The sequence below is a fragment of the Arthrobacter sp. R1-13 genome, assembly GCF_054161475.1.
The window spans coordinates 1,802,832-1,825,673 of record NZ_CP096420.1; the positions used below are offsets into that span (position 1 = coordinate 1,802,832).

The 22,842-nt window shown below is 62.9% G+C and carries 20 protein-coding genes; 9 read left to right on the forward strand and 11 right to left on the reverse strand.

Features of this window, described 5'->3' with window-relative positions; genetic code table 11:
- Positions 1 to 81: 81 nt before the first annotated feature.
- The 3 genes from M1D88_RS08260 to M1D88_RS08270 are packed head-to-tail and all read left to right on the forward strand — an operon-like array spanning position 82 to position 2,757.
- On the forward strand, positions 82 to 1,050 hold the full coding sequence (locus M1D88_RS08260) for an ABC transporter ATP-binding protein (protein ID WP_458114041.1): 969 nt from the start codon (positions 82 to 84) through the stop codon (positions 1,048 to 1,050).
- Positions 1,047 to 1,805, forward strand: a complete 759-nt coding sequence (locus M1D88_RS08265; protein ID WP_458114042.1) for an ABC transporter permease — start codon at positions 1,047 to 1,049, stop codon at positions 1,803 to 1,805. Before M1D88_RS08260 ends, M1D88_RS08265 begins: the two co-directional genes overlap by 4 nt.
- Before the next feature lie 7 nt (positions 1,806 to 1,812).
- Complete coding sequence (locus tag M1D88_RS08270; RefSeq protein WP_458114043.1) at positions 1,813 to 2,757, forward strand: COX15/CtaA family protein; 945 nt, start codon at positions 1,813 to 1,815, stop codon at positions 2,755 to 2,757.
- Positions 2,758 to 3,023: 266 nt separating this feature from the next.
- On the opposite strand, the gene M1D88_RS08275 is transcribed toward M1D88_RS08270, so the two are convergent.
- A complete protein-coding gene (locus tag M1D88_RS08275) occupies positions 3,024 to 3,974 on the reverse strand; it encodes a heme o synthase (protein ID WP_458114044.1) in 951 nt (316 codons plus the stop codon).
- Positions 3,975 to 4,487: 513 nt separating this feature from the next.
- Here M1D88_RS08275 and tkt point away from each other — a divergent pair.
- The 6 genes from tkt to pgl are packed head-to-tail and all read left to right on the forward strand — an operon-like array spanning position 4,488 to position 12,721.
- Positions 4,488 to 6,605 (forward strand): transketolase, encoded by a 2,118-nt coding sequence (gene tkt, locus M1D88_RS08280; protein WP_458114471.1) that lies wholly within the window; start codon positions 4,488 to 4,490, stop codon positions 6,603 to 6,605.
- 24 nt (positions 6,606 to 6,629) lie between these two features.
- The gene (gene tal, locus M1D88_RS08285) at positions 6,630 to 7,745 is read left to right on the forward strand and encodes a transaldolase (protein ID WP_458114045.1); all 1,116 of its coding nucleotides are present in this window, start codon (positions 6,630 to 6,632) and stop codon (positions 7,743 to 7,745) included.
- A 6-nt stretch (positions 7,746 to 7,751) separates the two neighbouring features.
- Positions 7,752 to 9,386, forward strand: a complete 1,635-nt coding sequence (locus tag M1D88_RS08290) for a glucose-6-phosphate isomerase (RefSeq protein WP_458114046.1) — start codon at positions 7,752 to 7,754, stop codon at positions 9,384 to 9,386.
- 14 nt (positions 9,387 to 9,400) lie between these two features.
- Positions 9,401 to 10,975, forward strand: a complete 1,575-nt coding sequence (zwf, locus tag M1D88_RS08295) for a glucose-6-phosphate dehydrogenase (RefSeq protein ID WP_458114047.1) — start codon at positions 9,401 to 9,403, stop codon at positions 10,973 to 10,975.
- Positions 10,972 to 11,913 carry a glucose-6-phosphate dehydrogenase assembly protein OpcA gene (locus M1D88_RS08300; RefSeq protein WP_458114048.1) on the forward strand — a complete coding sequence of 314 codons (942 nt, stop codon included), beginning with the start codon at positions 10,972 to 10,974 and terminating at the stop codon, positions 11,911 to 11,913. The genes zwf and M1D88_RS08300 overlap by 4 nt, the downstream gene beginning before the upstream one ends.
- Positions 11,914 to 11,950: 37 nt before the next feature.
- Positions 11,951 to 12,721 carry a 6-phosphogluconolactonase gene (gene pgl, locus M1D88_RS08305; protein ID WP_458114049.1) on the forward strand — a complete coding sequence of 257 codons (771 nt, stop codon included), beginning with the start codon at positions 11,951 to 11,953 and terminating at the stop codon, positions 12,719 to 12,721.
- Here the strand turns inward: pgl and M1D88_RS08310 are convergent.
- From M1D88_RS08310 to uvrC, 10 genes are all read right to left on the reverse strand, one after another.
- Positions 12,692 to 13,072, reverse strand: a complete 381-nt coding sequence (locus M1D88_RS08310) for an RNA polymerase-binding protein RbpA (RefSeq protein WP_458114050.1) — start codon at positions 13,070 to 13,072, stop codon at positions 12,692 to 12,694. The two genes, pgl and M1D88_RS08310, sit on opposite strands and share 30 nt — an antisense overlap.
- 129 nt (positions 13,073 to 13,201) lie before the next feature.
- Positions 13,202 to 13,459 (reverse strand): preprotein translocase subunit SecG, encoded by a 258-nt coding sequence (gene secG / locus M1D88_RS08315; protein ID WP_458114051.1) that lies wholly within the window; start codon positions 13,457 to 13,459, stop codon positions 13,202 to 13,204.
- A 49-nt stretch (positions 13,460 to 13,508) separates the two neighbouring features.
- Complete coding sequence (tpiA, locus tag M1D88_RS08320; RefSeq protein ID WP_458114052.1) at positions 13,509 to 14,324, reverse strand: triose-phosphate isomerase; 816 nt, start codon at positions 14,322 to 14,324, stop codon at positions 13,509 to 13,511.
- Between the two features lie 73 nt (positions 14,325 to 14,397).
- Positions 14,398 to 15,624 (reverse strand): phosphoglycerate kinase, encoded by a 1,227-nt coding sequence (locus M1D88_RS08325; RefSeq protein WP_458114053.1) that lies wholly within the window; start codon positions 15,622 to 15,624, stop codon positions 14,398 to 14,400.
- A gap of 10 nt (positions 15,625 to 15,634) precedes the next feature.
- A complete protein-coding gene (gene gap / locus M1D88_RS08330; protein WP_309106852.1) occupies positions 15,635 to 16,645 on the reverse strand; it encodes a type I glyceraldehyde-3-phosphate dehydrogenase in 1,011 nt (336 codons plus the stop codon).
- 259 nt (positions 16,646 to 16,904) lie between these two features.
- Entirely contained in the window at positions 16,905 to 17,534 is a 630-nt protein-coding gene (locus tag M1D88_RS08335; RefSeq protein ID WP_309106853.1) for a superoxide dismutase, read from the reverse strand.
- Between the two features lie 183 nt (positions 17,535 to 17,717).
- Positions 17,718 to 18,698 (reverse strand): DNA-binding protein WhiA, encoded by a 981-nt coding sequence (gene whiA / locus M1D88_RS08340; protein WP_247045268.1) that lies wholly within the window; start codon positions 18,696 to 18,698, stop codon positions 17,718 to 17,720.
- A 9-nt stretch (positions 18,699 to 18,707) separates the two neighbouring features.
- Positions 18,708 to 19,721: a gluconeogenesis factor YvcK family protein gene (locus M1D88_RS08345; RefSeq protein ID WP_458114054.1), complete on the reverse strand. Its 1,014-nt coding sequence runs from the start codon at positions 19,719 to 19,721 to the stop codon at positions 18,708 to 18,710.
- A complete protein-coding gene (gene rapZ, locus M1D88_RS08350) occupies positions 19,721 to 20,644 on the reverse strand; it encodes an RNase adapter RapZ (RefSeq protein ID WP_458114055.1) in 924 nt (307 codons plus the stop codon). Before rapZ ends, M1D88_RS08345 begins: the two co-directional genes overlap by 1 nt.
- Before the next feature lie 90 nt (positions 20,645 to 20,734).
- Positions 20,735 to 22,744: an excinuclease ABC subunit UvrC gene (gene uvrC, locus M1D88_RS08355; protein WP_458114056.1), complete on the reverse strand. Its 2,010-nt coding sequence runs from the start codon at positions 22,742 to 22,744 to the stop codon at positions 20,735 to 20,737.
- Positions 22,745 to 22,842: the final 98 nt, after the last annotated feature.

Consider the following 22,842-nt stretch of genomic DNA (forward strand, 5'->3'; position numbering starts at 1 on the left):
CTGCTCGCCGCCTCAGTGTGACCTCGGACACCCCGGAACCTGAACTGAGTGCACTGCTACTACATCACGTAGAATGCTTTGGTGCAATCCCCCCAATCCACTGTTCTGTCCATAGACGGGTTAGTCAAGGACGTTGGTCCGCTCCCGGCCCTCGATGGCAAGATGCTCCGGGTAGTGGGTGGCCTGTCCCTCGTGGCCGAGCGCGGCAAGGTCACTGCCCTCCTGGGCGCCAACGGCGCAGGCAAAACCACCACAATTGAATGCGCACAGGGCCTTCAAAAACGCACTGGTGGAACTATCACCCTGTTGGGGCAGGACCCCGATACGGCTGATGCCGGCCTTCGCTCCCGGGTCGGTGTGATGCTGCAGGACGGTGGACTGCCGCCGTCGGCCCGTCCCATCCCGTTACTCCGCCATATAGCGGGAATGTACCGGAACCCCTGGCCTCTGGACGAGCTGATTCAGCGGCTGGGAATCGATACCTTCAGCAGAACCAGCGTACGCCGGCTCTCCGGGGGGCAGAAGCAGCGCCTCGCCCTCGCGGCCGCGCTGGTGGGTCGGCCCGAGGTGCTTTTCCTTGACGAGCCAAGCGCCGGCCTGGATCCGCAGTCCCGCAACATTGTCTTTGAACTCATCACCGAACTGCGTTCGGCCGGGATGGGAATCATCCTGACAACCCACCTTATGGACGACGCCCAGCGGCTCGCCGATTACGTCTACATCATTGACGCCGGCAGGAACGTCGCGGAGGGAACGGTGGCGCAACTGCTGCAGCGGAACGTTTCACCCGACCCGGCCCAGCCCCACATCCGAACCCTCCTCTTCGAGGCGCGGCCAGGCCTGGACTTCACTGGTGTTTTTCCTGCCGGAATCGACGTCAGGGAGAGCAGGGCCGGGAGCTACTCCGCCACTGGTGCGCTCACCCCCGAGGACCTTGCCGCCCTCACCGCCTGGTGGGCAGCACGCGGCATCATGCCCGGCTCCCTGAACCTGGAAGCCCGCAGCCTCGAGGATGTATTCCTGGACATTTCCGGAAGGGATATCCGATGAGCGAGACGCTCAGAGGCGCCCCCGCGCCTCTGTTCAAACGGATCGCGCTTCAAGGCGGCTATGAGGCCCTGACCATGATCCGCAACGGCGAACAACTGATACTTGCCATCGTGCTGCCGCTCTTGGCCTTGGTGGGCCTGACCGTCACGCCACTGCTGGACGGGCTCGGCGGGAACCGGGTCGACGTCGCAGTGCCGGGCATCCTCGCCCTCTGCGCCATGTCCACAGGCTTCACGGGTCAAGGCATTTCCACAGGATTCGACCGCCGTTACGGCGTACTGCGGTTCCTGTCCACCACGCCGCTCGGCCGGACCGGGCTCATCGCTGGAAAGATCCTGGCGGTGCTGGCAGTCCTCGCCCTGCAGGTGCTGGTGATCGGTTCAGTAGCCGCGATCCTGGGCTGGCAGCCCAACCCGGCAGGCCTGCTCCCGGGCCTTGTCCTGCTGGTGGTGGGCGGAGCAGCTTTCACTGCCCTTGGCCTTCTAGTAGCCGGCACTGTCCGTCCTGAAGCCACCCTGGCTATCACCAATCTGCTGTGGATTCTGCTCGGGGCACTCGGCGGCATCGTCATCCCGGCGGAACGGCTGCCCGGCCCGGCCCAGCACCTAGTGCACTTCCTGCCGTCCGGCGCCCTCGGTGAGGCCTTGCGGGACGCATTGCTGCATGGGCGCGTCAACACCGCGGCCGTTCTTGTCCTGCTGCTGTGGACGGCCGTCGCCGGCGCAGCAGCGGCCCGTTGGTTCAAGTGGAATTGAGAAACCTGTGAGTACGGCATCGCGCCTCCCCGGGATCGTGTCCCGGTTTACTTCCAAGCTCCCCGTGTCGGTGGACAGGACGGTGCTCCGCCTTGCGGTCCTGTCCCTCATCGGCCAGACGATTCTGGTGGTGACCGGAGGTGCCGTACGGCTCACATCCTCGGGCCTGGGCTGCCCCACCTGGCCGCGTTGCACCGAGGATTCCCTGGTCAACACCCCCGAGATGGGGCTCCACGGCTTCATCGAGTTCGGCAACCGGCTCCTCACGTTCGCTCTGGCGGCCGTTGCGGCCCTGATGCTGGTGTACTTGTGGAACCTGCGCAAGGAGCGTCGCGATCTGTTCCTCCTGGCTCTCGGACTGTTGGCAAGCATCCCGGCGCAGGCCATCATCGGCGGAATCACCGTCCTCACCCAGCTCAACCCGTGGGTTGTGGGCCTGCATTTCCTCGTCTCCATGGGGTTGGTGGTGCTGGCAACATTGCTGGTTAACCGGGCCTATGGCAGGACGGGCAGGTTCCGCTCAATACAGCTGGCCCCTCTGCCTGGCGTGGCGCGCCCGCTGATGGCCGCCGTCGCCCTTTTCTCTGCTGTTGCTGTGTGCCTGGGAGTTGTGGTGACGGGGGCCGGGCCACACGCCGGCGATGCCGATGCCCCCCGCAACAACCTCGACTGGGATTTGTTCTCGCACATCCATGCAGTGCCGGCGTACCTGATTACGGCGGGGTCCCTGTTGGCCCTGTATCTCGTCTTGCAGGGAAAGATCAACGGCCCGTTCCGCTCCGCCGTTTTCCTGTTGCTCTCGGTAACTGTGCTGCAGGCTGTCATTGGCTTCAGCCAGTACTACAACGGGATCCCAGCGCTGCTGGTTGGCATGCACATGCTCGGCGCGGCACTGCTGATGATCGCAGCAACCAACGCCGCGGACCTCGCCCGCTCAAGCCCAGTTAAATAACCCGACGCTCCTTCAGATCCTGCGCCTAAATGCCGGACGCTCCTTCAGATTCTGTGCCTGAGTGCCGGGCGCTCGCTCAGATTCTGTGCCTGAGTGCCTGACGCTCGCTCAGATTCTGTGCCTGAGTGCCGGACGCTCGCTCAGATTCTGTGAGGGAGCGTTTGGGGTTAGGCCGCGAAAGGTGAGGGAGTGTTTGGTGTTAAGCCGCGGGACGTGAGGGAGCGTTTGGGGTTAGGCCGCGAGACGTGAGGGAGCGTCTGGGAGGGCTAGCCGGACATCAATGCTGTGCCAACGAACGGATCAATGGCGAGGGCGATAAAGAGCAGGGTGAGGTAGCTGATGGAGCCGTGGAAAACCTTCATGGCACCCTTGTTCGAAACGTCTCCGGCCTGCGCCCTGTTGTAGAGGGCGTGGGATTCATAGAGGAACCATGCACCTGCGAGCACGGCGGTTGCTGTGTAAACCCAACCCGCGCCGCCGGCGGGGACCATCAGCAGTGAACACACCACCATGGCCCACGCATAAAGGACCACCTGGACAGAAACCACCCTGGCGCCGGCGATGGCACCAAGCATGGGCACATTGGCGTTCCGGTAGTCTTCGCCATACCGCATGGAAAGCGGCCAGTAGTGCGGCGGCGTCCACAGGAAAATCACCATGAAGAGAACGACGGCGGGCCACTCGACGGTGTTTGTCACGGCAGCCCAGGCGATCAGGACGGGAAAGCATCCCGCGGCACCGCCCCACACAATGTTCTGGGCAGTGCGCCGCTTCAGGATCATGGTGTAAATGACCACGTAGAAAAGGATGGCGCCGAGGCCCAGCCAGGCGGACAGCGGGTTTGCTCCGAACCAGAGGATGGCAATCGCCGCGGCGCCAAGGAGAGACGCGAAAACCAGCGCTTCACGGGGGGTAACCTCGCCCGTGACGAGAGGCCTCTTCTCGGTGCGGTGCATCAGTTTGTCGATGTCCCGGTCAATGTAGCAGTTGAAAGCGCCCGCACTGCCCGCGGCGAAGGCTCCGCCAACCAGTGTCGCGAGGATGAGCCCAACCGAGGGGAAGCCGCGCTCTGCGTAGATCATGGTGGGAAGGGTGCTGACGAGGAGAAGTTCAATGACCCTTGGTTTGGTGAGGGCCACATACGCCTTCGCTTTGCGGGCGATGCCTGCCTTCCCCGGAAGCCGGGCAGCGTTGAGAGGCGTATCGGTTGTACTCACGGTGCAGTCACTCTGTTCTGTCTGGCGGTTTATTTCCGGTGGACCTCAATGGCGGGACCCGCAAAACGGGCCTGCGCACCCCTTCGGCGGCCTTCGATTATCATACCGTGGAGCTACCGCCGGCATTGTTCACTTGCCATTCCGTCGGCGTCGTTTGTTTTGCCTGTGGCTTCGCCGGAGGGTTTTTCCTGCGACTTTGCCAATGATTCAGGGAGGTTAACTGATTCTCACAACCTCCCTGCTATACGGTGATTCATATAAGGAAAATTCAGTCCACTTAGTGAGATTCACGCTGACCAGGGTGTGGATTAGGGCTAAGCTGTCACCAGATCAGCACGCAAGGGGTAGCGCTGGAAAGCGTATTCCCACCTCTGCCATGCGACTGAAGATAGATCAACGTTTCAATGGTGAACGGCTGGTACACACTGCAGCAGGCGCCATCATGTGCCCTGTTCCGGCCTGGCCGTACCAATTGCCGTCAGCACAGAGAGGGGCCCGGTTTTCGTGCCACATTTGGAAGAGCAAGAACTGTCATGGACCAGCTTGGACCAACGCGCCGTGGATACCGTGAGGGTATTGGCCGCGGATGCCGTGGAGAAGGTGGGCAACGGCCACCCCGGGACGGCCATGAGTCTGGCGCCTGCCGCATACCTTCTCTTCCAGAAGCTGATGCGCCACGATCCCCGGAATCCTGATTGGCTGGGACGCGACCGTTTCATCCTGTCCCCGGGCCACACATCACTGACCCTGTACATCCAGCTGTTCCTTTCCGGCTACGGCCTGGAGCTGAAGGACCTGGAGGCGCTGCGCACTTGGGGTTCACTGACCCCCGGGCACCCGGAGTACAAGCACACCGCCGGCGTGGAGATCACCACCGGCCCGCTGGGCCAGGGCCTGGCATCCTCTGTTGGGTTCGCTTACTCGCAGCGCCGTATGCGCGGCATGTTCGACGCCGATGCTGCCGCCGGCACCAGCCCGTTTGACCACACCATCTGGGTTATCGCATCCGACGGCGACCTCCAGGAAGGCGTGACCTCTGAGGCTTCCTCGCTGGCGGGTCACCAGGAACTGGGCAATCTTGTTGTTATCTACGATGAGAACCACATCTCCATCGAGGACGACACCGACATCTCCTTCACGGAGGACGTGCTGAAGCGTTACGAGTCTTACGGCTGGCACACCCAGCGCGTGGACTGGACCAAGACCGGCGAATACAAGGAAGACGTGCAGGAGCTGTACTCGGCACTGCTCACCGCCAAGGCCGAAACGTCGAAGCCTTCCATCATTTCCCTGCGTACCATCATTGGTTACCCCGCCCCGAAGAAGCAGAACACGGGCAAGATCCACGGTTCCGCCCTGGGCGCGGAAGAAGTAGCAGGGCTAAAGAAGGTTCTGGGCTTCGACCCGGCCAAGTCATTCGACGTTGACCAGGAAGTCCTCGCCCACGCCCGCTCCGTAGTGGACCGCGGCGCGGAGGCCCGCAAGGAATGGGAAGAATCCTTCAACGCCTGGCAGGCAGCCAACCCGGAAAACGCCGCGCTCCTGGAGCGTGTGGAAGCCCGCGAACTGCCCGAGGGCCTGGATGGCGCACTTCCGGTTTTCCCGGCCGGCAAGGACGTTTCCACACGCGCAGCCTCCGGCAAGGTGCTCAACGCGCTTGGCCCGGTCATGCCGGAACTGTGGGGTGGCTCCGCAGACCTTGCTGAATCCAACAACACCACCATCGAGGGCTCGCCCTCGTTCATCCCCGCGTCCAAGCAGACTGACGCCTGGTCCGGGAACCCGTACGGCCGCGTGCTCCACTTCGGTATCCGCGAGCATGCCGCGGCGTCAATCGTGAACGGCATTGCCCTGCACGGCAAGACCCGTGCGTTCTCCGGTACGTTCCTGATCTTCAGCGACTACCAGCGTCCGGCCATCCGCCTCGGTGCCCTCATGGGCGTTCCATCGCTGTACGTCTGGACTCACGACTCCATCGGCCTGGGTGAAGACGGTCCCACCCACCAGCCTGTAGAACAGCTCGCCTCACTGCGCGCCATCGTTGGCCTGGACGTTGTCCGTCCCGGTGACGCCAACGAGGTGGCTGCGGCATGGAAGACCATGCTGGAGAACCACGAGAACCCGGCCGGCATCGTGCTGACCCGCCAGAACATTCCCACCTACGCCCGCGGCGAAGGCACCGCTGACGGCGACACCTTCGGTTCGACGGCGGGAGTCGCCAAGGGCGGTTACGTCCTGGCCGAGGCCTCGAAGGACGGCGCAACGGTCCCGGCCGACGTCATCCTCATCGGTACCGGCTCCGAGGTCCAGTTGGCCGTCCAGGCCCGCGAAGCCCTTCAGGCAGAAGGCATCGCAGCCCGCGTTGTCTCCATGCCTTGTGTCGAGTGGTTCAACAAGCAGGACGCGGCCTACCGTGAATCCGTGCTGCCCGCCGCCGTCAAGGCCCGGGTATCCGTTGAAGCCGGGCTCGCCCTGGGCTGGAGGGAGTTCGTCGGCGACGCCGGCCGCTCCGTCTCACTCGAGCACTACGGCGCTTCCGCTGACTACAAGCGCCTTTTCCAGGAGTTCGGCATCACCGCGGAGGCTGTTGCCGCCGCCGCCAAGGACTCCCTCGCTGGCCTGCAGGCCTGAACACGAATTCCAGGAGATAAAAAAATGACTACCCCCACACAGCAACTGTCCGAGGCCGGCGTTTCCATCTGGCTTGATGACCTTTCCCGCGGACGTCTGGAAACAGGCACCCTGCAGAAGCTCATCGACGAGAAGAACGTCGTCGGCGTCACCACGAACCCGTCCATCTTCCACGCCGCCATCACCACCGGCACGGACTACGACGCCACGATCGCCGCGCAGGCAGCGGCCGGCGCGTCAATCGAAGAGACCATCTTCGAAATCACCACCACCGACGTCGCCGACGCCTGCGACCTCTTCGCCCCTGTCGCGGCAGCCAGCAAAGGTGTTGACGGCCGCGTCTCCATCGAGGTAGATCCCCGCCTCGCCTGGGACACCGCCGGAACCGTGGCCGAGGCCCAGCACCTGTACAAGAAGGTCAACAAGGACAACGTCCACATCAAGATCCCGGCAACCCTCGAGGGCCTCGAAGCCATCACCACCACCCTCGCCGCGGGCATCAGCGTGAACGTGACCCTGATCTTCTCCCTCGAGCGCTACCGCGCCGTCATCAACGCGTTCCAGTCAGGCCTGGAGCAGGCCAAGGACAACGGCCACGACCTCTCCAAAATCCACTCCGTGGCATCGTTCTTCGTCTCCCGCGTCGACTCCGAAATCGACAAGCGCCTCGACGCCATCGGTACCGACGAGGCCAAGGCCCTCAAGGGCAAGGCCGGCGTCGCGAACGCCCGTCTGGCCTACCAGGTCTACGAAGAACTCTTCTCCACCGAACGCTGGGCCCTGCTCGCCGACGCCGGCGCCCTCCCCCAGCGTCCCCTGTGGGCCTCCACTGGCGTGAAGGACCCGGCCTACCCGGACACCCTCTACGTCACCGAACTCGTCGCTCCCGGCGTTGTTAACACCATGCCCGAGAAGACCCTCGACGCCACGTTCGACCACGGAGTGATCACCGGTGACACCATCACCGGCCGCTACGAGGAAGCCAACGCCACCCTTGACGCCCTGGATGCCTTGGGCATCTCCTACAACGAGGTCGTCGCGCTCCTCGAGTCCGAAGGACTGGACAAGTTCGTCGCCAGCTGGAAGGAACTGCTGGCCGACGTCGAGGGCGCCCTCGCCGCTGCACGGAAGGCTTCCTAGTCCATCATGAGCACACTCAGCTACGACGCCACCGGCGCAGCACGCCAGGCCCTTGAACAGCACGTCCCCACCCTCGTTGAGGATCGGATAGCGAGCCGCATTTTTGCAAAGGACCACACCCTGTGGGGTCCTGATGCGGAAGCCGAATCTGCTGTCCGCTTGGGTTGGGTCGAGGCCGCCACCGTTTCACAAGCACTGGTCGCCCCGATCCTGGAACTCCGGGACGCACTTCGTGCAGAGGGCATCACCCGGATCGTTCTTTGTGGGATGGGCGGCTCCTCGCTGGCTCCGGAGGTCATGGCAGGAACTGCAGGCGTCGAGCTGAGTGTGCTCGACAGCACCGACCCTGAACAGGTCAGTGCTGCCCTCGCCGACAGGCTCACCGAAACCGCAATTGTGGTGTCTTCCAAATCAGGTTCAACGCTTGAGACAGATTCCCAGCGACGCATTTTCGAACAGGCCTTCACCGAGGCCGGGCTAGATGCGAAGAGCCGGATCATTATCGTCACCGATCCGGGTTCCCCTCTTGATAAGGCTTCCCGCGAAGCAGGCTACCGGCAGGTGTTCAACGCGGATCCCAACGTGGGTGGGCGTTACTCTGCCCTGACTGCGTTCGGGCTCGTGCCCTGCGGACTTGCCGGCGTCGATATCCAGGCGTTCCTCGACGAAGCTGAGGAAGCCGCGGAAATCCTCAATGACGACGCGCCTGAAAACATCGGCCTTGCACTCGGCGCTGCCCTTGGTGGCACCACACCTCTGCGGAACAAAATCGTCATCGCTGAGGACGGCTCAGGAATAGTCGGTTTCGCAGACTGGGCAGAGCAGTTGATCGCCGAGTCGACGGGCAAGCTCGGGACGGGCGTCCTTCCCGTGGTTGCTGGACCGCAATCACCTGAGGTCACCGGCGGTGCCGAAGACGTTCTGGTGGTGCGGCTCGTGGCCGCGGACGCCGACGTCGAACTTGGGGAAAACGAAGTTGCCATCGCCGGCGGTCTCCCCACCCAGATGATGGTGTGGGAGTTCGCAACGGCAGTTGCCGGCCGGCTCCTGGGGATCAATCCCTTCGACCAGCCCGACGTTGAAGCTGCCAAGGTTGCTGCCCGCGGTCTCTTGGACGCCCAGCCCGAACCCACTCCGGCCAGTTTTGTGGACGGGGTTATCGAGGTTCGCGGCGGGGAGTGGCTTGGCGATTCTGCCACGGCCGCCGATGCTGTAACGTCCCTGCTTTCCCAGTTGGGTGAAGACGGCTACCTTAGCGTGCAGGCATATTTTGACCGCCTGGCCTTCGCGTCCCTCGAGGCTGTCCGGGACCAGTTGGCAGCCGTCAGCGGCCGTCCCGTCACGTTCGGTTGGGGACCCCGGTTCCTGCACTCCACGGGCCAGTTCCACAAGGGCGGGCCGGCGATCGGTGTCTTCCTGCAGGTTACGGCTGCGGCGGCAAAGGATCTCCCCATTCCGGAGCGTCCCTTCACGTTCGGCGAACTCATTGCCGCGCAGGCTGCCGGTGACGCACAGGTCCTGAGCGAGCATGGCCGCCCGGTCCTTCGCCTCCACCTCACTGATCGTGCAGCCGGTGTGCAGCAGCTGCAGGAGATCATTGCTGCGCTGGCCGGCCAGGCCGCGTCCCGACTCGAAAGCTAAGGCACCGAGCTACCATGCCAGAAACTGAAAACGGCGGCAGAAGGCCGGCTCCATTCTCGCGGGGGGCCCTGCGGAATCCTCTGCGGGACCCGCGTGATCGTCGTCTGAACCGCATTGCCGGGCCCTCCTCCTTGGTGCTTTTCGGAGTTACCGGAGACCTCGCCCGCAAAAAGCTGATGCCGGCCGTCTACGACCTCGCCAACCGCGGGCTGCTCCCGCCAAGCTTCGCCTTGGTGGGGTTTGCCCGCCGTCAGTGGGAGAACGAGGACTTTGCGGCGGAAGTAAAGGAGTCAGTCAAGGCCTACTCCCGCACTCCATTCGATGAAGCGGTCTGGAACCAGCTGTCTGAAGGCATCCGCTTCGTACAGGGTGAATTCGACGATGACGCGGCCTTTGAGCGGCTCGGCGACGTCATTGACGAGCTCGATGCACAACGCGGAACCCGCGGCAATCATGCGTTCTACCTCTCGATCCCGCCGAAAGCCTTCGAACAGGTGTGCCGGCAGCTGTCCAAGCACGGACTGGCCCAGGCCGGCGGGGACAACTGGCGTCGCGTGGTCATTGAGAAGCCGTTCGGGCACGATCTCGAATCCGCGCGTCAGCTCAATGACATCGTGGAGTCCGTGTTTCCGCAGGACGCCGTTTTCAGGATCGACCATTACCTCGGCAAGGAGACGGTGCAGAACATCCTGGCGTTGCGTTTCGCGAACCAGCTGTTCGAGCCGTTGTGGAATGCGAACTACGTGGATCACGTCCAGATCACCATGGCAGAGGACATCGGTACCGGCGGCCGGGCTGGATATTATGACGGCGTCGGGGCAGCCCGGGACGTCATCCAGAACCACCTGCTGCAGCTCCTTGCTCTGACGGCCATGGAAGAGCCCATTTCCTTCAACGCCGATGATCTGCGTGCCGAAAAGGAAAAGGTCCTCGCCGCCGTCAAACTGCCGGACGATCTCTCCACGCACTCCGCGCGTGGTCAGTTCGCCGGTGGCTGGCAGGGCGGGGAACAGGTCCTCGGGTACCTCGAGGAAGACGGCATCCCTGCAGACTCCACCACTGAGACCTACGCGGCCATCCGCGTGGACATCAACACCCGGCGTTGGAACGGCGTTCCCTTCTATCTTCGTGCCGGCAAACGCCTGGGCCGGCGCGTGACCGAGATCGCCGTCGTCTTCAAACGCGCGCCGAACCTGCTGTTCCGCGACCATGCCGAGGACGATTTCGGTCAGAACGCCGTAGTCATCCGCGTCCAGCCGGACGAGGGCGCCACTATCCGGTTCGGCTCCAAGGTCCCGGGCACGCAGATGGAAGTCCGGGATGTCACTATGGACTTCGGCTACGGCCATGCCTTCACGGAGTCCAGCCCGGAAGCCTACGAGCGCCTGATCCTGGACGTGCTGCTGGGCGAGCCGCCGCTCTTCCCGCGGCATCAGGAAGTGGAACTGTCCTGGAAGATCCTGGACCCCTTCGAAGAGTACTGGGAGGGCCTGAACGAACAGCCTGAGCCGTACGCCCCCGGGAGTTGGGGACCTGCTTCGGCAGATGAACTGCTTGCCCGCGACGGACGAACCTGGAGAAGGCCATGATCGTAGATCTTCCCGACACAACCACCTCGAAAATCTCCAAAAAGATCATGTCCCTGCGCGAGCAGGGGGGCGTCATCGCCTTGGGCCGGGTGCTGACGCTCGTCGTCGTCACCAAATCCGGGCTCGAGGAAGAAGCCATCGAGGCGGCCAACGAAGCCAGCCGGGAACACCCCTGCAGGATCATCGTGCTTGCCGACGCAGGAGCCTCCGCCCCGACCAGGCTGGACGCCCAGATCCGTGTCGGCGGGGATGCCGGAGCCTCCGAGGTTATTGTGCTGCGGGGCTTTGGAGAACTGGCTGAGGAAAGCGAATCCCTCGTGGCGGCCCTGCTGCTGCCGGACGCCCCCATCGTCGCGTGGTGGCCGCACGGTGCCCCCAAGAGCGCCTGCGACACCTCCATCGGCAGAATTGCCCACCGCAGGATTACTGACTCCGCCAACGAGCCCGATCCTGCTACGGCCCTGGAGAACATCCGCAGAACCTATAAGGCAGGCGACACGGACCTCGCGTGGACCCGCCTCACCAACTGGCGGATCCAACTCGCGGCAGTCCTGGACCAGGTGGACTCCTCTCCGGTTACGGCCATCGCCGTCGAGGGAGCCTCCGACTCCCCCAGCACGCTGCTCCTCGCCGCGTGGCTTACGCTGGCGCTGGACGCACCCGTCACCATAGTTGCCGATCCCGCGGGCACGGGCATCCGACGCGTACGCCTCAGCAGGGCAAGCGGGGACGTACAGCTGTTCAGGCCGGGACTTTCCGTTGCGGAACTCACCCAGCCAGGGCAGCCCGCACAACGGATCTCCCTCCCCCGCCGGAGCCTGAAGGACTGCCTCGCCGAGGAACTCCGCCGCCTGGATCCAGACGATGTGTTCGGTGAAGTGATTACTATTGGACTTCCACTTACTAATCCAAGGAGTGTCCATCCAAGTGAGGCCTGAGCCCAGAGTAAGTATTCATCCTGACTCCTCCGTATTGATGGCGGCGATCGCTGCGCGCCTGATCACCAAGCTTGTGGACGTTCAGGACCGATACGGCGAGGCGACTGTCGTCCTCACCGGAGGCACAGTGGGAATCGGTACCCTCAAGGCCGTTGCCGATTCCGCCGCTGCCCCGGCAGTCAACTGGTCCAAGGTCAACTTCTGGTGGGGCGATGAGCGCTTTGTGGCCGCCGACGACGACGACCGGAACACCCGCCAAGCGCACGCTGCCCTGTTATCGCACATAGGCGTGGATCCTGCCAGGGTTCACGAGCCGGGGTCCACTGGGCAGTTTGCGACGCCGGAGGAAGCGGCTGAAGATTATGCCAGAAGGCTGGCAGAAGCCGCTGCAGCTGAGCATGCGGCAGATGCCTCGGATGACCGTCCGGAGACGCCAGGGAAGCTTCCGAGGTTCGATATCCTCCTTCTGGGGGTAGGACCGGACGCGCACGTTGCGTCGTTGTTCCCCGAACAGGCAGGAATCAGGGAGAAGGAACTCACCGTGGTGGGTGTCCGGAATTCACCCAAGCCGCCGCCGCAGCGGATTTCCTTGACTTTGCCTGCCATTAACACAGCAGCGGAAGTCTGGATGGTGGTTGCAGGCGAGGACAAAGCCGGAGCCGTGGGCCTGGCCTTGGCCGGCGCTAATCCGGTGCAGGTCCCGGCAGCTGGTCCTGCCGGCCGCTCCCGGACTCTCTGGCTCATCGACGAGAACGCCGCCTCGCGGGTCCCGGAGCAGCTAATCCGGAAGAGTCCCGCCAGCGCGTAGTCTTTCAAGCGCTCCAGCCAGGACGTCTTCGGCGTCCTGGCTGGAGCGTCTTTCTTTAACGTACTCCAGGTGGCTTTTGTAGCCGTCCTCAGGCTCTTCCAATGGGGCTTCCTGCTGCGACTGTCCCCGACTCGCCGTTCCGCCGCATCGGCGGCAGTCCCAGACCACAGGGATCTGATCCTCCGGGAGCTTAACAAAAACAGGCCGCGTTTCGTGTCCTTTGGAGCACCAATAGGAGACACGAATACGCGGCAAACTCTCGCCGACGGCAGTTCCGGGCTGATTCTTGGGAACGAAGCCCTCTGCGGCACCGGCACGGGTGCCCCTGAAGCCTGAAGCAGCATGCACCATCGGGAACTCCTGGTTACTCGGCTGGGCGACTCATAAAAACGTCAACAGCCATAGTTTAGGCGGAGTTCCCGATGGTGTCAGTGCCGGCGGGTGGTGAAGATGCGGAAAGAGGCGCGGGCCTGGCTATGCCTAGGAGTCGCCACCCGCGGTGAACCGCATGAGCAGGCCCAAAGCGATGATGACGATTCCCCAGGTGACGCCAAGGATGACGGTGAACCGGTTCAGGTTACGTTCCGCCACCCCAGAGGAGCTGAGTCCGGAGCTCATACCGCCACCGAACATGTCCGACAGACCGCCGCCCCGTCCTTTATGGAGGAGGATGAGCAACGTCAGCAGGAGGCTGGTGATGCCCAGGAGGATCTGCAGAATGACATGAAGAACGTCCACGACGGCCTTTCAGAAGATGGAAATTGCGGGAGCCTGACCTGTGTCCGGACTAATCCGTCAGCAGGTGACTCTCGAACCTGACAATATTAGCAAACTCGGCAGGATCAAGGCTTGCGCCGCCCACCAACACGCCGTCGACGTCGGGTTCGTTCAGGATGGCTGCAACATTGTTGGCCTTGACCGAGCCGCCATAGAGGAGCCGGATCTTGGCGGCGATCTCGTCCCCGAAGATGGTGGCAAGTTCGGCACGGATGGCCGCACACATTTCCTGTGCGTCCTCCGGCCCGGCAACCTCGCCTGTTCCGATGGCCCAGACGGGTTCGTAAGCGACAACCAGTTCGGCGGCCTGCTCCGGCGAGAGGCCCTCCACGTTCGCACGCAGCTGCTGAAGCGTGTGGCTTACGTGGGTGCCCGCTTGGCGGATTTCAAGTCCTTCACCCACGCACAGGATCGGAACAAGGCCATGCTGGTAAGCAGCCTTGACCTTGGCGTTCAGGACGTCGTCGGTTTCGTTGTGGACGGTCCGTCGTTCACTGTGGCCCACAAGGACATACTTGCAGCCGAGCTTCTTCAGGAACTGGCCGGAGATATCGCCGGTATAGGCACCCGATTCAAACTGGGACAAATCCTGGCCACCGTACACGACGTCCAGCTCGTCGCCCTGGACGAGGGTCTGGACGCCACGAAGGTCGGTGAATGGAGGGAACACTGCCACCTCGACCCGGTTGTAGTCGTGCTTGGCATCGGAAAGAGTCCACGCCAGCTTCTGCAGCAAGGTGATGCCCTGGACGTGGTCCATGTTCATCTTCCAGTTGCCAGCAATCAAGGGCGTACGGTCGAAGGTGCCGTTCATTGACGTTGTCACGTTTTCTCCAAAAGTCATGGTCATGTAAACGGCCGGCAGGGCACCCACAGGTGCCCTGCCGGCCGGAGCAAAATCAGCGGTCCAGAACGCTCAGGCCGGGGAGTTCCTTGCCCTCAAGGTATTCCAGGCTGGCGCCGCCGCCAGTGGAAATGTGACCGAACTGGCTGTCCTCGAAACCGAGGGTACGCACGGCGGCTGCGGAGTCCCCGCCACCGACAACTGTAAAAGCGTCCGTGATGGTCAGGGCCTCGGCGATCGCCCGGGTACCCGCGGCAAACGCCTCGAACTCAAAGACGCCCATAGGTCCGTTCCAGAAAACGGTCTTGGCGGCCTTGATGCGATCGGCGAATGCAGCTGCAGAGTCAGGGCCAATGTCCAGGCCAATACCCTGGGCCCCGAAATTGCTGCTTTCGATGGCATCAGCAGGCACGGTCTGGTGCTCGGCGTCAGCGGAGAATTTGCTTGCCACGACAACGTCGCTCGGCACCACAAATTCGGTTCCCGCGTCTGCCGCCCGCCGCAGGTACTCCTGGACAACCGGGATCTGGTCTTCTTCCAGAAGGCTGCCGGCGACCTTGTGCCCTTCCGCGGCCAGGAAGGTGAACAGCATTCCGCCACCCACCAGGATGGTGTCGGCCTTGCCGATGAGGTTGTCGATCACCGCAAGCTTGTCGGAAACCTTCGAGCCGCCCAGAACCACAACGTAGGGCCGCTGGGTGTCAGTGGTGAGCTTCCGGAGGACTTCCACTTCGGTGTGGACGAGGTCGCCCTGATACGACGGGAGCCGGGTGGCGACGTCGTAAACGCTCGCGTGCTTACGGTGCACGGCACCGAAGGCGTCATCGACGAACGCGCCGTTGGTTCCCGTAAGCGCCACGAGCTCGTCCGCGAAGGCTCCGCGCTCGGCATCGTCCTTACTGGTCTCGCGGGCATCAAACCGGACGTTCTCCAGGACGAGGACTTCGCCGTCCTGCAAGGAGCCAGCCAGCTCCTTGGCGGACTGCCCGACAGTGTCTTCTGCAAGGGTGACGTTGAAGGAAGCAAGCTCGGCAAGCCGCGCTACGGCTGGCTTAAGCGAGTACTTCTCTTCGGGAGCGCCCTTGGGGCGGCCAAGGTGGGCTGTTACCAGCACGCGGGCACCGGCGTCCGTGAGCTTTGCCAGGACCGGAAGGGAGGCCTTGATACGGCCATCGTCAGTCACTGTAGAGCCGTCGAGCGGCACATTCAGGTCACTTCTGACAAGAATGTACCGCCCGCGGACACCTTCAGCGATCAGTTCGTTGAGGGTGTGAAATGTCATGTAGCTAACCCTAGCCCAGCTTCGCTGCCACGAGCTCCGTCAGGTCCACGAGGCGGTTGGAGTAGCCCCATTCGTTGTCATACCAGGAAACAACCTTGACCTGGTTGCCAATGACCTTCGTCAGGCCGGAGTCGAAAATGGAGGAAGCGGGGTCGCCAACGATGTCCGAGGAAACGATCGGCTCGTCGGTGTAGGTCAGGATTCCCTGCAGCTCATCGGACTCAGCTGCCTTCTTCAGAGCCGCGTTTACTTCCTCGACCGTGGTCTCGCGGGAAACCGTGACGGTGAGGTCGGTGGCCGAACCTGTGGGGACCGGAACGCGGATGGCGTAGCCGTCGAGCTTGCCCTTGAGTTCCGGCAGGACAAGGCCGATCGCCTTTGCGGCACCGGTGGAGGTCGGAACCATGTTGACGGCGGCGGCGCGGGCGCGGCGGAGGTCGTTGTGGGGGCCGTCCTGCAGGTTCTGGTCAGCGGTGTAGGCATGGATGGTGGTCATCAGGCCGCGTTCGATGCCGAAGGCGTCGTTGATGACCTTGGCCAGCGGGCCAAGGCAGTTGGTGGTGCAGGAAGCGTTGGAGATGATGTTGTGGTTTGCCGAGTCGTAGAGCCCGTCGTTGACACCCATCACGATGGTGATGTCCTCATCAGAGGCCGGTGCAGAGATGAGTACCTTCTTGGCACCGGCATCAATGTGCTTCTGTGCGGCGGCGGCTTTCGTGAAGAAGCCGGTGGATTCGATAACGATGTCGACGCCGAGTTCGCCCCAGGGCAGGTTGGCGGGATCGCGCTCGGCCAGCACCTTGATGGCGTTGCCGTTGACGATGATGTTGCCGTCCTTGACCTCAACGGTTTCCTTGAGCCGGCCGCCGACGGAATCGTACTTGAGCAGGTGGGCCAGTGCTTCAGGGCTGGTGAGGTCGTTGACTGCAACAATCTCGAGGTCAGCGCCCTGCGCGAGGGCTGCGCGGAAGTAGTTGCGGCCAATGCGGCCAAAGCCATTAATACCAATACGGGTCGTCACTTGTAGTCTCCTTGGTGCTCTTGCAAGCACACCTAGTTGAGTCGGGCGTTCAAAGCCAACTAACAGATCCCGCACGCCATTGGGCAGAGATGATTACCAGATCGGAGGGCGACCAGCCACATTGCTGAAGGCTAACCGCCTTCCGTGATCCATCTTACGTTTAAGAAGGTCGGCCCCCGCAAGTGCGGGGGCCGACCTTCCACGATTCGGTCAGAATCAACCTAAATGTGAAGTTTGTTACAAGCGCGTGTAGTCCTGATCACACGCCGAGGGTGATGAGGCCGGTTGCGTTGGCGCGGGCGCCCTCGAACCGCTTAGCCACATCGGCCCAGTTGACGATGTTCCAGAATGCCTTGACGTAGTCAGCCTTGACGTTGACGTAGTCCAGGTAGAAGGCATGCTCCCACATGTCCAGCATCAGCAGCGGGGTGGTGCCAAGCGCAACGTTGCCCTGCTGATCGTAAAGCTGCTCAATGACAAGGTTGCCGCCAACGGGTTCGTAGGCCAGGAAACCCCAACCTGAGCCCTGGAGGCCCAGGGCTGCGGCGGAGAACTGGGCGCGGAAGGCGTCAAAGGACCCAAAGGCGTCGTCGATTGCTGCTGCCAGCTCGCCCTCAGGCTTGTCGCCGCCGTCCGGGGAGAGGTTGTTCCAGAACACGGAGTGGTTGACGTGCCCGCCGGTGTGGAAGGCCAGATCCTTGGAGAGCCTGTTGATGTTGGCGAAGTCACCCTTGTCCCGGGCGTCGGCAAGCTGTGCCAGGGCGTTGTTGGCGCCAGCCACGTAGGCGGCGTGGTGCTTGCTGTGGTGCAGCTCCATGATTCGGGCGGAGATATGGGGCTCCAGCGCTGCATAGTCGTAGCTGAGTTCGGGCAGTACGTACTCGGTCACAAAATCCTCCAATGTCGTGGACGGGTTGTCCGGTTCGGTAACTCTCGGATTGTGCATCCGGATGGCTGAGCACCCGGAAAACTGCGGTGGCTGAACCCTGACGTTCCGGTGGCCTCCCGAGGGGCATAACCTCCGGTTGGTTCAGGGTATTTCCATCGTCCGTTCTAGATTCTAGGGGCGGGCCTACTCGTCCAGCATTTCAGGCGTCACATTGGCTTCCGTCCCGGGAATACCCAGGTCAAGCGCTTTTTTGTCCGCCATAGCCAGCAACCGGCGGATTCTTCCGGCGATGGCGTCCTTCGTCATAGGCGGATCGGCAAGCCGGCCAAGCTCGTCCAGGCTGGCCTGTTTGTGAGCGACCCGGAGTTCGCCTGCGTACTTCAAATGGTCCGGAACATCGTCCCCGAGGATCTCCAGAGCGCGGTCTACCCTTGCCCCCGCGGCGACGGCTGCCTGGGCGGAACGGCGCAGATTTGCGTCGTCGAAGTTGGCGAGCCGGTTGGCAGTGGCCCTGACTTCCTTCCGCATCCGCCGTTCTTCCCACACCATCAGGGCGTCGTGTGCGCCCATGCGGGTGAGCAACGCTGCGATCGTATCGCCGTCGCGGATCACCACCCGGTCCACTCCCCTGACTTCGCGGGCCTTGGCCTGGATGTTGAGGCGCCGCGCTGCACCAACAAGCGCCAATGCTGATTCCGGTCCAGGACACGTCACCTCCATGGATGAGGACCGGCCCGGTTCCGTAAGCGAGCCGTGGGCCAGGAAGGCACCCCGCCACACCGCTTCCGCGTCTGCGGCCGAGCCGTTGACCACGGCTGAAGGCAATCCCCGTACGGGACGGCCCCGGGCGTCCAGGAGGCCGGTCTGACGTGCGAGGGCTTCGCCATCGCGCACCACGCGGACGACGTAGCGGTTCCCGCGGCGGAGGCCGCCGCCGGACACGACGATGATTTCACTCTGGTGGCCGTAGACCTCCGCGATAGCCGCGCGCAGTCGCCGCGCAGTGGATGCGAGATCCACCTCCGCCTCGATCACAATGCGGCCGGAGATAATGTGGAGTCCCCCGGCGAAGCGCAGCATTGCTGACACTTCGGCCTTGCGTACCGAGGACTTCTTGATGTCCAAACGGGACAGTTCTTCTTTGACCGATGCTGTCAGTGCCATGAGGCCTTCCTAACTGTTCCCGAAAATATCGTTATACGCCGTTGCCAATCGCAGGGGATCATGGATCGGACGGCGGCTCGACGCCCCTACTTTACCCAAGACCACCTCGGCTCCCAGCATCCCGGCCGCTTGCTCAAATTCCTTGACATCGGGCACTGAAGCGGGGTCGGCGAGCACAACATCAACGGTGAACTCAGGAGCGTAGGCACGCAGGACCTTTAAATGGTCAGCAGCGGACATTCCCGATGTTTCCTTCGTGTCCGTTGCCAGGTTCATGGTCAGGCACCGCTTGGCTGGAGTATCACACAGTGCCTGGCGCATTTCGGGCAACAAGAGATGGGGAAGGACAGAGGTGTACCAGGACCCGGGCCCGAGGACCACCCAATCAGCGAGTTCAATGGCCATCAGTGCCTCCGTGCAGGCGGGGGCGCCTGCGGGCAGCAAACGGACCCGGTCCAGTGAACCGGCGACGGCACATTTGGCCTGGCCGTGAACGGTGTGCAGGACGGTGCTGCCATCCGGAGCCTGAACCCGGACATCACCTTCGATAGTCAGGGGCACGCTTGACATGGGAAGAACCTGCCCCCGGGCACCAAGCAAGGCACCCGCCCACTTCAGCCCGGCCACGGTGTCCCCGAGGAGTTCCCACAGGGTCACGATGAGCAGATTTCCCATGGCATGGCTGTCCAGCGAACCGCCGGTGCCGTTGACGGGGCTGAAGCGGTGCTGCATGACGTCGCGCCAGGTCCGGCCCCAATCTGTATCGTCGCACAGGGCTGAGAGGGCCATACGCAGGTCTCCGGGGGGAAGCACGCCGTATTCCTCTCGGAGCCGCCCGGAGGATCCGCCGTCGTCCGCGACGGTAACGACGGCCGTGAGCTCCGAGGTCAGAAGCCGGAGTGCGGATAGCGAGGCGGACAGCCCGTGGCCGCCGCCCAGTGCGACCACCGTGGGGCCTTTCTGCTGGCCTCCCGTGCCGCCGGTTGGCGGCACCAAAGGCAAGGGACCGGTAAGAAGACCCATTATTCGCGACCCAGGTCCCGGTGCGTCGTGGTCACGGTAACCCTGGGATACTGGGCAAGTTTTTTGGAAAGTTCGACGGCGACCGCTACTGAACGGTGTTTCCCTCCTGTGCAGCCCACGGCGATGGTGGCATAGTGCTTGTTCTCCCTCCGGTAGCCGTCCAGGACGGGCTCCAGGGCCAGAACATAGCGATCAACAAAGTTTTTCACGCCATCCGCCTCCAGGACGTAGTCGCTCACGTCTTCGTCGAGCCCGGTATGGGGCCGCAGATTAGGAATCCAATGGGGGTTGGGAATGAAACGGGCATCGGCCACGAAATTGGCATCCACCGGGAGGCCGTACTTGAATCCGAAGCTCATGACGTTGAGGCGGAGGGCCACCGGACCCGTTTCGCTGAACAATTCTGTGATGGCCGTCGCGAGCCCATGGACGTTGAACTCCGAGGTGTCCAGAACGACGTCGGCGGAGTCCCGCAGTTCCTGCAGAACCTCCCGCTCGGCGGCGATGCCGTCAAGGATCCTGCCTCCGCCCTGGAGGGGGTGGGGCCGCCGTCCCTGCTCAAAACGCCTGACGAGCACGTTGTCATTCGCATCGAGGAACAGCACGCGAAAGGTGACGCCGCTCGCCTCCAGCGCACCAAGGGCACTGCGGATGTTCGCGAAAAGGGCCTTGCTGCGTACGTCCATGACTACAGCGAGCTTAGGGATGGACTGGGGTGCATGCGAGACGAGCTCAGCAAGGGTTCCGAGCATCTGCGGAGGCAGGTTCTCCACCACATACCAGCCGTGGTCCTCCAATGCGTCAGCTGCGGTGCTCCTCCCCGCCCCTGACATTCCGGTGACTACAAGCAACTCCGCTTCCACAGGCTTGACCGGCGAGGATCCGTCCTGATCAGCTTCAGATCCTGTCGTCGACTCTGCCATCAGTTCAGCCCCATTTCTGCCGCGCCGTTCAAGCGCAGCTGCACGTATCTTTGTCCCGTTCCTTACCCTAGCCAAGATTCCTTGGCCGGGCTAAGTTTCCAGGATCTCCCCGGTGGTCATGTTCACTGCGGGCGCAACGGCGTCGAGGGACCCGTCAACCCCGGTGAAGTGCGTGACTATCGCTTCAGCCAACGACGGACCGATCCCCTTGGCGGCTGTCAGTTCCATAGCCGTTGCCGCCTTGATCTTCTTGACGGAACCAAACTCGGCCAGGAGCGCCTTGCGTTTGGACTCCCCCAGGCCCGGAACACTGTCCAGAGCGGAAACTGTCATGGCCTTGCCGCGCTTCTGCCGATGGAAGGAAATTGCGAAGCGGTGCGCCTCGTCACGGATCCGCTGCAGCAGGTACAGGCCTTCTGAGGTGCGGGGAAGAATGACCGGAAAATCGCTGTCCGGAAGCCAGACTTCTTCGAGCCTCTTCGCCAGCCCGACGACGTAGACGTCATCGATGCCAAGGTCGGAGAGGGCGCGCGCGGCAGCATTGACCTGGGGCTTTCCGCCGTCGACCACCACCAGGTTAGGCGGGTACGCGAATTTCGCCCGCGGCACGGGCGTGGTGGTATCCAGGACTGCAGCATCAGCCATCGCGTTGACGGCGGCCTGGTGCCCGGGAAGCTCAGCAGCTTCCACCTGGGCGGTCTTGTCCTGGAGGTAATGCCGGAACCTGCGGGTCAGGACGTCATGCATTGCTGCGGTGTCGTCAGCAGCTGCAGGGCCGGTCACAGCGAACTTGCGGTAGTCGGACTTTTTCGGCAGACCGTCTTCCACCACCACCATTGAGGCCACAACATTAGTCCCCTGGACATGGGAAACGTCAAAGCACTCGATGCGCAGAAGGGCAACCGGCAGATCCAGGGCTTCCTGCAGTTCCTGCAATGCCAGGGAACGGTTGGTCAGGTCCCCGGCACGGCGGGTCTTATGCAGCTTGAGCGCCTGCTCTGCGTTCTCCCTGACGGTCGACATCAGCGCAGCCTTGTCGCCGCGCTGGGGAACGCGGATATCGACTCTGGCTCCGCGAAGACCGCCCAGCCACAACGCCAGCTCCTCGCTGTTGCTTGGCGCTTCGGGTACCAGCACTTCGCGGGGGATCCGCCCTTCGCTTTCGCCGTCTTCGCCGTAGACCTGCTGGAGGAGATGCTCCACCAGGTCAGGAGTTGTGGAATCCTCGACCTTGTCCACCACCCAGCCCCGCTGGCCACGAACACGCCCTCCACGGATGTGGAACACCTGGACAGCGGCCTCCAGTTCGTCTTCATGGAGGGCAAAAATGTCGGCATTGGTGTCCTCCGCAAGGACAACGGCGTTCCGCTCGAAAACTTTCCTCAGGGCGATGATGTCATCCCGCAGCCGGGCCGCGCGCTCGTAATCCAGCTCTGCGACCGCCGCGGCCATGTCCTTTTCAAGCCGGGAAATAAACTTCTTCGCTTCGCCGCCCATGAAGGCGCAGAAGTCCTCCGCCAGCGCCCGGTGTTCCTCGGGAGTGACGCGGCCGACGCAGGGCGCAGCACATTTATCGATGTAACCAAGCAGACAAGGACGCCCGCTGGCTTTGGCACGTTTGAAGACACCTGCGCTGCAGCTGCGCACCGGAAAGACGCGCAGCAGCGTGTCCATCGTTTCGCGGATTGCCCCGGCGGTATAAGGCCCGAAATAGCGGGTCCCCTTACGCCTCTCGCCCCGGAGGACCTGAACGCGCGGGTACTTTTCCCCCATGGTGACAGCGAGGTAGGGATACGTTTTGTCGTCCCGGAAGACCACGTTGAACCGGGGCTTGAACTCCTTGATCCAGGTGTATTCAAGCTGCAGGGATTCAAGTTCGCTGGCCACCACGGTCCACTCGACGCTGCTCGCCGCATAGACCATGGCATGGGTCTTTGGAAGCAGGCCACCGGGATTCGCGAAGTACGAATTCAACCGTGAACGCAGATTCTTGGCCTTGCCGACGTAGATGATCCGCCCATTGGGGTCCCGGAACCGGTAAACGCCGGGATTCGTCGGAATTTCGCCCGTTTGGGGACGGTAACTTGATGGATCTGCCACTGAACCAGTCTACTGAGGCGCCGCGACAACTAAGTCAAACGCACGTTCGCGAGAGGCTGCTACGCCAACGGCTTAAGGATGGAGCCGGTAGGGCCTGC